The sequence below is a fragment of the Alteromonas sp. 14N.309.X.WAT.G.H12 genome (assembly GCF_036697315.1).
GTDB lineage: Bacteria > Pseudomonadota > Gammaproteobacteria > Enterobacterales > Alteromonadaceae > Alteromonas.
In genome coordinates this window covers 1-11500 of the sequence record NZ_JBAHZB010000109.1, presented here as the reverse complement: position 1 = coordinate 11500, position 11500 = coordinate 1, and the positions used below count along the sequence as shown (strand labels likewise).

The 11500-nt window shown below is 46.5% G+C and carries 15 protein-coding genes; 7 read left to right on the top strand and 8 right to left on the bottom strand.

Going from position 1 to position 11500, the window contains the following annotated elements:
• Both V5298_RS17615 and V5298_RS17610 read left to right on the top strand, forming a co-directional pair.
• Positions 1-886, top strand: an 886-nt coding sequence (locus tag V5298_RS17615; RefSeq protein ID WP_332932742.1) for a PDZ domain-containing protein, incomplete at its 5' end; no start/stop codon positions are given.
• Positions 887-1044: 158 nt separating this feature from the next.
• Complete coding sequence (locus V5298_RS17610) at positions 1045-2136, top strand: trypsin-like peptidase domain-containing protein (protein ID WP_416351200.1); 1092 nt, start codon at positions 1045-1047, stop codon at positions 2134-2136.
• A gap of 10 nt (positions 2137-2146) precedes the next feature.
• On the opposite strand, the gene V5298_RS17605 is transcribed toward V5298_RS17610, so the two are convergent.
• From V5298_RS17605 to V5298_RS17570, 8 genes are all read right to left on the bottom strand, one after another.
• The gene (locus tag V5298_RS17605; RefSeq protein ID WP_332932741.1) at positions 2147-2368 is read right to left on the bottom strand and encodes a hypothetical protein; all 222 of its coding nucleotides are present in this window, start codon (positions 2366-2368) and stop codon (positions 2147-2149) included.
• Positions 2369-3019: 651 nt separating this feature from the next.
• Complete coding sequence (gene murA, locus V5298_RS17600) at positions 3020-4282, bottom strand: UDP-N-acetylglucosamine 1-carboxyvinyltransferase (RefSeq protein WP_332932740.1); 1263 nt, start codon at positions 4280-4282, stop codon at positions 3020-3022.
• Positions 4283-4296: 14 nt separating this feature from the next.
• Positions 4297-4554, bottom strand: a complete 258-nt coding sequence (locus V5298_RS17595) for a BolA family protein (protein WP_332932739.1) — start codon at positions 4552-4554, stop codon at positions 4297-4299.
• A gap of 28 nt (positions 4555-4582) precedes the next feature.
• On the bottom strand, positions 4583-4891 hold the full coding sequence (locus V5298_RS17590; RefSeq protein ID WP_332932738.1) for an STAS domain-containing protein: 309 nt from the start codon (positions 4889-4891) through the stop codon (positions 4583-4585).
• On the bottom strand, positions 4888-5547 hold the full coding sequence (locus V5298_RS17585; protein ID WP_332932737.1) for an MlaC/ttg2D family ABC transporter substrate-binding protein: 660 nt from the start codon (positions 5545-5547) through the stop codon (positions 4888-4890). Before V5298_RS17585 ends, V5298_RS17590 begins: the two co-directional genes overlap by 4 nt.
• 78 nt (positions 5548-5625) lie before the next feature.
• On the bottom strand, positions 5626-6099 hold the full coding sequence (gene mlaD, locus V5298_RS17580; protein ID WP_332932736.1) for an outer membrane lipid asymmetry maintenance protein MlaD: 474 nt from the start codon (positions 6097-6099) through the stop codon (positions 5626-5628).
• Between the two features lie 9 nt (positions 6100-6108).
• Positions 6109-6885, bottom strand: a complete 777-nt coding sequence (mlaE, locus tag V5298_RS17575; RefSeq protein ID WP_332932735.1) for a lipid asymmetry maintenance ABC transporter permease subunit MlaE — start codon at positions 6883-6885, stop codon at positions 6109-6111.
• Complete coding sequence (locus V5298_RS17570; protein ID WP_332932734.1) at positions 6882-7682, bottom strand: ATP-binding cassette domain-containing protein; 801 nt, start codon at positions 7680-7682, stop codon at positions 6882-6884. The genes mlaE and V5298_RS17570 overlap by 4 nt, the downstream gene beginning before the upstream one ends.
• A 535-nt stretch (positions 7683-8217) precedes the next feature.
• Here V5298_RS17570 and V5298_RS17565 point away from each other — a divergent pair.
• The 5 genes from V5298_RS17565 to V5298_RS17545 all read left to right on the top strand — a co-directional run.
• Positions 8218-9174: a calcium/sodium antiporter gene (locus tag V5298_RS17565; RefSeq protein ID WP_332932733.1), complete on the top strand. Its 957-nt coding sequence runs from the start codon at positions 8218-8220 to the stop codon at positions 9172-9174.
• Between the two features lies 1 nt (position 9175).
• Positions 9176-10150: a KpsF/GutQ family sugar-phosphate isomerase gene (locus V5298_RS17560; protein ID WP_332932732.1), complete on the top strand. Its 975-nt coding sequence runs from the start codon at positions 9176-9178 to the stop codon at positions 10148-10150.
• Complete coding sequence (gene kdsC, locus V5298_RS17555) at positions 10150-10704, top strand: 3-deoxy-manno-octulosonate-8-phosphatase KdsC (protein WP_332932731.1); 555 nt, start codon at positions 10150-10152, stop codon at positions 10702-10704. The genes V5298_RS17560 and kdsC overlap by 1 nt, the downstream gene beginning before the upstream one ends.
• A complete protein-coding gene (gene lptC, locus V5298_RS17550) occupies positions 10701-11264 on the top strand; it encodes an LPS export ABC transporter periplasmic protein LptC (RefSeq protein ID WP_332932730.1) in 564 nt (187 codons plus the stop codon). Before kdsC ends, lptC begins: the two co-directional genes overlap by 4 nt.
• Positions 11233-11500, top strand: a 268-nt coding sequence (locus V5298_RS17545) for an LptA/OstA family protein (RefSeq protein ID WP_332932729.1), incomplete at its 3' end; no start/stop codon positions are given. The genes lptC and V5298_RS17545, both read left to right, overlap by 32 nt.

Genomic DNA, 11500 nt, shown 5'->3' with positions numbered 1-11500 from the left:
GCGTGTAGGTGATTATGTTGTGGCTATTGGTAATCCTTTCGGTCTTTCTCAAACAGTAACTTCCGGGATTATTTCAGCCTTGGGACGTTCTGGTTTAAATATTGGTGGTTATGAAGACTTTATCCAGACCGATGCGGCCATTAACCGCGGTAACTCTGGTGGTGCGCTGGTTAACCTGCGCGGTGAATTAGTGGGTATCAATACCGCCATATTCGGCCCTAACGGGGGCAATGTGGGTATTGGATTTGCCATCCCCAGTAACATGATGAAGAGTCTGGTCGATCAAATCGTGGAATTCGGTGATGTACGCCGTGGATTGCTCGGCGTTATGGGTAACGATGTGGATGCAGGATTGGCCAAAGCCATGGGCGTAAGTGCCAACCGCGGCGCCTTTGTTCGTGAAGTAACCCCTGAATCCGCCGCCGAAAAAGCAGGCCTTAAAGCCGGTGATATCATCACCAAATTCAATGGTCGTGAATTGCATAGCTTCCGCGAATTAGCCGCCAAAATTGCAAGTATGGGCGCTGGCGCAGACGTTGAATTGACCATCGTACGTGAAGGGGATGAAAAAGTAGTATCGGTAACCTTAGACGATGCTTCAAACAGCAAAGTCACTGCTGCTACCTTACACCCCGCTTTAGAAGGTGCCACCTTAGTAAACGGTAAAGACGACGCGGGCAACGACGGCGTGAAAGTATCGGAGATTGAACGCAATAGTCCTGCGGCACGTATTGGTTTAGAAGCCGATGATGTCATCATTGGTGTGAACCGTCAGCGAGTTAGAACCGTAGCAGAATTCCGTAATAAAATTGATGATTCAGGGGAAAACGTTATTGCCCTGAATGTCAGACGGGGAACTGCCACAATCTACCTTGTCATTCGATAAGACACTGCATACAACACCCTGGCGTAAGCCGCCAGGGTGTTTGTTTCCTGTGAAATCCTCTTTCAAATTGGTATTCAAGCATTTAGGTGATATCCTTAGCAGCACGAACCCCGCCTCGTTCAAGGAATACCTGAGAGGCAATACGGAATAAGACAGGCGTGGCTGGTAAGCAATTTTTTCACTTCCTCATAAAATCCATTGTGCTGGGCATCATAGTCGCAGCGTTTATGCTCGTGTTCATGCCAGGGCTGCGCAAAGGTGCAGGCTTTGCAGATAGCTTTTTCAACATCGATAGCACACCTTCACGCCGTGAATCTTATTATTTGGCATTAAGTCGTTCAGCGCCTGCGGTGGTGAATATTTATAGTGTCAGTATTGAAACCGACACCGGATTATTTCGTAATCGTCCCCGAGAGCGTGCTAGCCTCGGCTCAGGCGTCATCATGACGGAAAATGGCTACCTGCTAACCTGTAACCATGTGGTGGCCGATGCGGACAGCATTTTTGTTGCCGTTCAGGACGGGCGGGTACTTGAAGCCCAAATCGTAGGCACTGATGAACTTACCGATTTAGCGGTCTTAAAAGTAAACGCAGACAACCTGCATGTCATTCCCCAAATGGAGGAGCCAGATGTACATGTGGGCGATCTTGTAATGGCTATCGGTAACCCATTCGATTTAGGGCAAACCATTACTCACGGTATCGTAAGTCGTGCAGGTAGAAATGGGCTCTCCAACTATGTCGACTTCATTCAAACCGATGCGGTGTTAAATCAAGGTAATTCGGGGGGCGCACTGGTAGACAGCAATGGCTCTTTAGTGGGCATAACCAACGCCAACTTCCAGGTACGCGACTCTCAAAACGGTGTGCGTAACGTTGACGGTATTAATTTTGCGGTACCTTATGAACTTGCCAAGCGTGTGATGGATGAAATTATTCAAAAAGGTAAAGTCACCCGCGGGCAGCTTGGCTTTATTGGCAGTGAGATACGAGACAGTCCGGGAATTGAAGTGACGGCTGTAGCAGCAAACAGCCCCGCAGATCGCGCTGGATTGCAAGCCGGCGATATCATCATGGCCATCGATGGAATACGTCTTGAAAGTGCCTCTAAAACACTGGATATGATTGCAGAAACCCAGCCGGGCACAACACTTGAATTGGAAATTAGCCGAAACGGCGAGAGCTTAAGCATCAATGCCGTGGTGGCAGAACTTGGGCAGACAGCCTTGTCCTCTGGCGGTTCACTGTAAGTACGATAGCCTAGCCGCTATTTTCCTCTTTTCTACAGGGTTCCTTTGTACAGGCGTGGTTCGTTTGCGCGGTGTTATCCGATTGGGGCTCTTTTGCAGAAGCTAAGGGGGGCTCACCAACAAGTACAATTGTCACTATCATAATGGAAAACAATACAACCGGTATGGCATTTTTAGGGTTTTGTAATAACCCTTGTCGAATTAAACGACGTAAAAATAACACGCTATTCACCCATTAATCCTAATCAAAATAAAGACGTGATATCACCGAAATATCCCATCATGCTTTTATCTTATTCCATGACACACTGCTTTCTAAGAATATTGTATAAAATCACAATCTTAAAGAAAGTATGTATAGCATATGTCATGCAAAGTTAGTACTTAAATGCAGCTTCTCTGCATCTAACTGCACATTTTTTGATAACTTATCTAGGTATCTGTATACAAATTTCGCAGTGATTTTGGATCACCACTATTTTGACAATTCAACCTAAGTCACTTTCCCCACAAACAACATACATTGGAAGGCTCCATACTTCCGATCCAAAACCTGACTATTGGTCGCAATGGGTAACCTCCTCTTCCCTCAACCAAGCCGGTCACGATCCCCTTTAAGCTAGAATACGTAGGGCTGGTAAACAGCTTGAAATAGTCGGTTTGGTTATCTAATTGGAGCCTATTCTAATGAAGCCAATCATTCTCATCGAAAACGATAGAGGTTTAAAAACGCTGTTAAAGCGCCTTATGACCCAACTTGATAGTTGGGTAGACGGTTAAACTGCGTATAGAAGAAAGCAAATGTTCACTATGTTTGCACGGTGAGAACGATGGGCGGTAGGGGCGAGGCCGATTTTATTCGGCGCTACCTAAATACTGAACGCTATTCACGCACCCGTATGATATTAGCGCCCAGACCATTGAGTTTTTCTTCAATACTCTCGTAACCCCGATCCAAGTGATAGATACGGCTTACGTGAGTTTCCCCTTCGGCAATCAAACCGGCAATCACTAAGCTTGCTGACGCGCGAAGATCAGTGGCCATTACCGGTGCCCCTTTTAACGACGAACTGCCTTTGGACACTGCACTATTGGCTTCAAGGGAAATTTCAGCGCCCATGCGTTGTAGTTCAGGTACATGCATGAAGCGGTTTTCGAAAATAGTTTCAGTGATCACACCTGTACCTTCGGCCACGCAATTGAGGGTGACGAACTGGGCTTGCATATCGGTGGGAAACGCAGGATGCGGTGCAGTTTTCACCTGCACGGCGGTAAGCTTTTTACCCTGCATATCTAAGGTGATCCAATCATCCCCCACACTGATATCCGCGCCGGCTTGACGGAGTTTATTAATCACCGCTTCCAATGTTTCGGGAGCCGCCCCAGTACAGGTAACTTTGCCGCCAGATACCGCAGCGGCCACTAAAAACGTCCCGGTTTCAATGCGGTCAGGTAATACCCGATAATCGCAACCACCAAGGCGGGGGACCCCTTCAATAGTAATATGATCGGTGCCGGCACCACTGACTTTTGCGCCCATCTGATTGAGACAATTAGCCAGATCAACAATCTCCGGTTCCCGAGCCGCGTTTTCCAGTTCCGTTGTGCCATCAGCCAGCGCCGCCGCCATCATCAGGTTTTCTGTGGCACCTACGCTCACCATATCCATAAAGATACGGGCGCCTTTTAAACGTCCATTAACCCGCGCCCGGATGTACCCCTCATCCACTTCGATTTCGGCGCCCATTTGCTCAAGACCGGTCAAATGCAGGTTCACGGGACGGGCACCAATGGCGCAACCTCCGGGTAAAGAAACATTTGCCATGCCCTGTTTGGCCAATAACGGCCCTAAAACCAAAATAGAGGCACGCATGGTTTTTACCAGCTCATAGGACGCTGTCACGCTATTTAAGCTTGCCGCGGAAATGGTGACTTCATTGGTATCAGGACGGGCCACTGTGGCACCTAGCTGGGTAAGTAAGGCGGTAGTGGTATTGATGTCGCGCAACGCCGGTACGTTGGTAAACCGGCATGGATCATCCGTTAGTAGAGGGGTCATCAATAAGGGCAACGCTGCATTCTTAGCGCCGCTAATACGAACCTCACCAATCAGTGGCGGGCTTTTTTTTATGATAAGTTTATCCACGAATACCTGAACCGTTATTGAGGTAAATGAAACTGACGTTCTTTTTGCCAGTCTGCTTCTGAGAAGGTCTTAATTGATATTGCGTGCATGGTACCGTCAGCAATCTTGTCTTGCAGCGGCGCATAAACCGCTTGCTGACGTTTTACTCTGCTCATTTCATTAAAGCTATCACTCACTGCAATCACAGTGTAGTGAGAGCCTTCACCTCGTACGTGCACTTCGGCCAGTCCAAGCTTATCTTTCAATAAGGCTTCAATTTCGGTTAATTCCATAATATGTCAACTCTCAGCTAAAGGTGCGTTAGTTTACCGGTAAAAGCGTATCAACGTCGCTGATTTTTGCCAGTTTTAGCAGTTTGTCCGGTACGTTTGCCAAGGTGACCTCCACCTGACTCCGCTTGCCGTCACGCACTGCATTAATCAACCAGGCTAATCCCGCGCTGTCGATCCTTTCTACATCACTTAAATCCAATACACATTGCCCTTTGGCAATCAGGGTAGATTGTTCGGTGGAGCTTAGCATACCCCACCAATTTTTAGCGAGAGTATCTCGATCAAGATGGCCGTGGATATGCAAAACCCCTTCATCATTTAATTGAAAAAGACTCACGAATTTTCCTTTTCCTTCGCTTGCTCAACTTGTTCACCGACGGGTTGCTCGATTTTTTCACGCATCAACTTGATGACGGCATCGATACCTTCTTGACGTAAAATAGGCTCAAACTCACTGCGTTTACTGTTCAATAAACTGATACCTTCAGCCACCATGTCGTAAGCTTTCCATTCATTCGTGCGGTTGTCTTTTCTCACTTTAAACGCCACTTTAATTTCTGGGCGCTCTGGATCTTGAACAACAGCACGGACCGTCACGGATTTTTTATCTGCAAAATCCCCTTCAGGTTCAAAGGTTACGGTTTGATTATCGTAGTAACCCATCGCCACTGCGTACGTGGTGATCAAATATTCTCTAAATACTTGCACGTATTCTGACAACTTATCTTTAGGTACTGTTTTAAAGTACTTTCCTAACACCATAAAAGCAGCAAACTGATAATCGATGTGAGGAAGCAATTCTTCTTTCATGATTGTTCGCAACACCTCTGGATCCGCGGCAATCTCAGTTTGACTCGCTTTTATACGATCAAAGGTTTGTAAACCCACAGTTTTGACCAGCGCATACGGATTTTGTTCATCCACATCTTGTGCGAATGCGTTTCCCGTCACCGACGCAAACGTTAACAAAGCGATAAGTACAAATTTTTTCAAGGCATCATCTCCTAAATAGTGTCCTGATAGCGTCATCAGTATGCATAAAGACCGGACGCCATATAAAAAGATTTCAGATTAATCGTCACTACTGCCACGGTTAAACAAGAACTGGCCGATGAGATCTTCCAGTACCAAGGCTGATTTGGTGTCCTGTAAATAGTCACCGTCTTTCAGTTCTTCAACCCCATCAAAGGAGAAACCGGGCTGGAATCCGACGTACTGCTCACCTAACAGGCCAGATGTCAAAATAGACACAGAGCTGGTATCAGGAAAACCTTCGTAATCGGTAGAAATACTCAGTGTGACTACCGGCGTATAATCGTCCTGATCCAAATGAATATTCGATACTCGACCAATGGTCACCCCACCGACTTTCACCGCTGAACGCACTTTCAACCCACCAATGTTGTCAAATTTAGCGTAGAGAGTATAAGTATCACCCGCGCTAGACATGGTTTGATTGGCTACTTTCAGTGCCAGTAGTAAAATTGCACCTATTGTAAGAACAACAAACACTCCTACCATGAGTTCTGTTTTATACTTGTTCATTAATATCCCCTACTCAATTCCGAACATCAGGGCGGTCAAGACAAAATCCAGCCCCAATACAGCTAAAGATGAAAATACGACCGTTTCTGTAGTTGCTTTACTGATACCCTCTGATGTCGGTATCGAATCGTATCCTTTAAATATGGCAATCCAGGTCACAACCAAGGCAAAGACGAGGCTTTTTATCACGCCATTCATGACATCTTTTTGCCATTCCACCGATGATTGCATAATGGACCAGTAACTCCCGCTATCGACACCAAGCCAGTCAACCCCTACAAGGTGACCACCTAAAATACCCACAGCACTAAAAATTAAGGCCAGCGATGGCATGGAAACAATCCCCGCCCAAAAACGGGGAGCGACCACCCGTCGCAGCGGATCCACGGCCATCATTTCTAAACTGGATAGCTGCTCTGTGGCCTTCATAAGACCAATTTCCGCAGTGAGCGCCGATCCCGCCCGACCAGCAAACAACAATGCCGTAACCACAGGCCCCAATTCTCGCAGCAGCGACAACGAGACCATGGGCCCCAGACTGCCTTCCGCGCCGTAATCGACCAAAATGGTGTAACCCTGTAGGGCCATCACCATACCGATAAACAATCCTGACACCACGATAATCAATAAAGACTGCACGCCGACAACATAAACCTGACGTATGGTCAGCGAAACATTTTTTAATTTAGGCGCCGCAAAAAGTGCACCTGCTAACATAAGCCCCGCTCGGCCTACAGCCGCTAGACGGGCTATGGTATGCGCGCCGATTTGTTGTAAGAAATTCATGATTTCTCTCCAAACAGACTCGTCGCTAAATCATTTGCAGGGTAATGAAAAGGGACCGGACCATCGGCTTCACCTTTCAAAAATTGCTGCACCAACGCCGACTCACTATTGCGGATTTCATCCGCCGTACCTTCACCAATAATTCTTTTGTCAGCAAGAATATAAATATAATCAGCGATGGTAAGCACCTCGGTCACATCATGGGTTACCACAATGCTGGTGACATCAAGGGCGTCGTTCAATTGACGTATCAGCTTTACCAAAACGCCCATGGAAATCGGATCCTGACCGGCAAAGGGTTCGTCATACATGATTAAATCGGGGTCAAGGGCAATGGAACGGGCTAACGCAGCTCGTCTTGCCATTCCGCCAGACAGCTCACTGGGCATCATGTTTGAGGCACCGCGCAAACCTACAGCCTGTAGCTTAAGTGCGACAATCGTATCGATGATATCGTCACTCAACTTGGTATGCTCTTTTAAGGGAAACGCCACATTATCGTGTACGGTCATATCAGTGAATAACGCGCCACTTTGAAACAACATGCTCATACGACGTCGGGTTTGATAGAGCTCACCACGATTCATCGACACAATGCTGCTGCCATCAAACCGTATATCACCTTTATCAGGCGTAAGCTGACCGCCAATCAGTTTAAGAAGCGTAGTTTTACCTATCCCGCTAGGCCCCATTACCGCAGTAATTTTACCTTTGGGCACAACAAAACTTACGCCGTCATAGATGACTCTCTCGCCGCGGCGAAAGACCATATTTTCTATTTCGACTAAATTCTCCATAGATTTGAAAATAAGCCTTCTATTTAGCGGACACATCAGCGTGTGCCCAGATGAAAACACGAACTTCACTCACCAGTGTAGTTTTCACTTAATTGTACGCGCTTTGGGACGCAACGCCAAAGCAAAAAAGTTACAAGTTATGTTCGTATTAACAGAACGATGATACGCTGCTTAGCAAAACCCAAGCCATTGTGCTTATAACTGGTGAATAATTTGAATACTTAAATAAACAAGCACAACAAAAATTATTTGTCAGGATTAGGACAATCTAAAAACCAATGTGGCATCAGACTTACTCTTTTTTTACATGTTGACAGTAGATTAAGGGTCGTGGTGATTTTTTCTGCTGATAGTTTTTATAGTCACAAAAAATACTGCTCTATACGTCCTTATGACAGGTTTAACAACAAAGATTATCTGCGATTGATGCACTATTAACCAATTGAGTGCGTATATAGCAGTATTCTACTGAAAACGTAGGCAAAAGCCGCCGTTTTTGCGACAATCCGAAAAAACAAAGGATGAATGATAACTTGTGATTGTTTCTATCTGTATTTTCCTGCTGGGTTTAGCTGTTTTAAGCTGGAGTGCCGATCGATTTGTCTATGGTGCTTCGGCATTAGCGAAAAATATTGGCATCTCGCCAATGATGATTGGTTTGACGATAGTCGCAATGGGATCCTCTGCCCCGGAAATTGTGGTATCGGCGATTGCTTCTGCCAATGGCAATATGAATACCGCAGTGGGTAACGCCCTAGGATCTAACATTACAAATATAGCCTTGGTGTTAGGGATCACAGCCCTTATTCGTCCCCTGGTGGTTTCGTCTTCAACATTAAAGCGGGAATTTCCCGTACTTATGCTCGTCACTGTTCTTGCCATGTTTTTCCTCAACAACGGCACACTTTCCCATATAGAAGGTTTAATTCTAATTGGTTTATTCGTTTTTGTTTTGGCCGGTATGGCATGGATTTCCCTACAGGTCGACAAGGAAGATCCTTTAGTGGCAGAAACGGACGGAGAAATTCCCACCGGGGTAAAAACCGGGAATGCGCTACTTTGGGTGGGCGTTGGTATTTTGTTATTGCCATTAAGTGCCCATTATATGGTTGGTGCCGCCGTGGAAATTGCCCATCACTTCGGCGTGTCCGATCTGGTGATTGGCTTGACAATCATTGCCCTTGGCACCAGTTTACCGGAACTTGCAGCCAGTATCGCCGGTGTATTGAAAGGGGAAAGCGACCTCGCGCTGGGTAACATTATCGGCTCGAATATCTTTAATTTACTTGCTGTGTTGGGCATGCCGGGGCTTATCTCTCCTGGCTTGCTTGACGAAAACGTATTTAACAGAGACATGTGGGTGATGTTTGGGCTCACCGTACTGCTGTTTTTCCTAAGTTTTAATTTTATAGGCAAACGGCAACTAGGTCGTCTTGAAGGCGGTATATTTGTTCTCTGTTTTCTCGCGTATCAATTTTGGCTTTTTGGATAACATGAAAAACACATCTGCATATATTTTGTCAGCAAAACGGGTGATAGACATTGAAATATCCGCCGTGCAACAGCTGGCTCATCGCCTGAATGATAACTTTGTTCAGGCCTGTGATTTGCTCGCTACCTGCACCGGAAAAGTGGTTGTCTGTGGTATGGGCAAGTCTGGTCATATTGGACATAAGATCGCGGCCACCTTAGCAAGCACAGGTACGCCGTCGTTTTTCATGCATCCGGGCGAAGCCAATCACGGCGACCTTGGTATGCTTAGCGAAAATGACGTGCTACTGGCCATATCTAATTCTGGCGAAACCAGTGAATTGGTCAACTTACTGCCCGTTGTTAAACGGCTAAATGTGCCGGTGATTGCCATGACCAACCGTGCCAACAGCACGTTGGGACAGCACGCAGATATCGTGCTTGATATCAGCGTTGAACAAGAAGCCTGTTCGCTAGGCCTTGCCCCCACGTCCAGCACCACAACAACGCTGGTATTGGGTGACGCACTCGCTATCGCCCTGCTGGATGCAAAAGGATTTACCCCTAACGATTTTGCCTTGTCTCACCCGGGCGGCAGTTTAGGTAGAAAGCTGCTACTTAAGGTAGCCGATATTATGCTCACCGACGGTGATCTTCCCCTTGTAGGGGCAACGGCAACGGTGACTGAAGCGCTACTTGAAATATCCAGTAAGGGGCTGGGCATGACCGGGATCATCGATGAAAACAAAACATTGGTGGGCATCTTTACAGACGGTGATTTACGGCGCATTCTGGATGCGAAAACAGATATCCATACCACCAAAGTGAATGCGGTGATGACACGAGGAGGACGCGTAACCACTGCCGATACATTGGCTGTGGAAGCACTCAATATCATGGAAGCCCATAAAATAAGCGCACTGATGGTCGTCGATGATCAACAAAGGCCCATTGGGGCATTTAACATGCACATGTTACTTAAAGCAGGGGTAATATAATGAGTCATGCAGTTACCTTTTATGGCGTCATTAGCGATGAACGCTTTGCAAAACTCAAATCGCTGAAACTACTGGTCTGTGATGTGGATGGTGTTTTTTCCGATGGCCGAATCTATTTGGGTAACGGCGGCGAGGAGCTTAAAGCTTTTCATACCCGGGACGGCTATGGCATAAAAGCACTGATTAACAGTGGCGTGGAGGTTGCGGTGATCACCGGTCGTTCCTCTGAAATTGTGTATAACAGAATGACCGCGCTAAACGTTAAGCACATCATCCAGGGACAAGAAAACAAAGCGGAAGCCATGGCGGCCTTATGTGCCCGTTTAGGACTAAACCCAGATCAGGTCGCGGCGATAGGCGACGATATGCCTGATCTCGGTATGTTCCAATACGCAGATACCAAGATAGCGGTTAAAGACGCCCATCCGGCAGTCACCCGTGAAGCCAATTGGATCACCACAAAACCCGGTGGTTTTGGTGCCGTTCGCGAGGTATGCGACATTGTAATGCAAGCGTTAGGTACCTTAGATACCATTCACGGTGCGAGTGTATGAACCGGCTAGGGATCAGTATTGCTGCCCTGTTTATATTGGCGCTGATGCTCTATGTGCCCTTATGGATGGAAGAAGAAGATCCGCTTAAACAGAATGCCGGATCCGATGCGCTACGTCCCGCTTACAAGGCTAAAAACCTGACAACCACGATTTTCAACAGTGAAGGTAAACTTAACCACGAGGTATTTGCCGTTTCCATGGAGCATTACGATCAATTGGGTTTTGTTTTATTTTCTCAGCCCAAATACACCGTGTTTCTGGATGATGGCGAACCGCCATGGCAGGTCACCGCATTAGAAGGCACACTGTACGACAACGACCTGATACAATTGGAAGGCAATGTAGTGATAAAAAGTCTGAATGAAAATGACTTTGTACGCACCATCACCACCGAATTCATCAAGGTTAATTTAGACGACAAAACCATGATTTCCGATCAACCCGTGGACATACGCGGTGTTCAGACCGTAATAAAAAGTAATGGTTTTGATGCAAACCTTAGCACACAACAATATGAGTTAATTGATCATGTTCAAACCATTTATTCCCCTGGCAGTTAGTCTTTATAGTGTATCGGTGCTTTTGGTGTCTGCCCCGGTGTGGGCTGACTCCAGTGATTTTAAAAAACCCATTACCGTGGATGCCAGCTCTCAGTTTATTGATGGAAAAAAGAAAACCTCCATTTTTAAGGATAATGTGAAAATCACCCAAGGCTCCCTAGTTATTGAAGCCGACGAAGTCGAAGTTATTGCATCACAAGGGGAAGGACAGGAAATTTTTATCGCTCGCGGAGAAC

Excerpts from the sequence above, each read along its gene's own strand:
- V5298_RS17595 (WP_332932739.1), bottom strand. The coding sequence starts at position 4,554 with ATGGAATTAACCGAAATTGAAGCCTTATTGAAAGATAAGCTTGGACTG.
- mlaD (WP_332932736.1), bottom strand. The coding sequence starts at position 6,099 with ATGAACAAGTATAAAACAGAACTCATGGTAGGAGTGTTTGTTGTTCTT.
- mlaE (WP_332932735.1), bottom strand. The coding sequence starts at position 6,885 with ATGAATTTCTTACAACAAATCGGCGCGCATACCATAGCCCGTCTAGCG.
- V5298_RS17570 (WP_332932734.1), bottom strand. The coding sequence starts at position 7,682 with ATGGAGAATTTAGTCGAAATAGAAAATATGGTCTTTCGCCGCGGCGAG.
- V5298_RS17560 (WP_332932732.1), top strand. The coding sequence starts at position 9,176 with ATGAAAAACACATCTGCATATATTTTGTCAGCAAAACGGGTGATAGAC.
- kdsC (WP_332932731.1), top strand. The coding sequence starts at position 10,150 with ATGAGTCATGCAGTTACCTTTTATGGCGTCATTAGCGATGAACGCTTT.
- lptC (WP_332932730.1), top strand. The coding sequence starts at position 10,701 with ATGAACCGGCTAGGGATCAGTATTGCTGCCCTGTTTATATTGGCGCTG.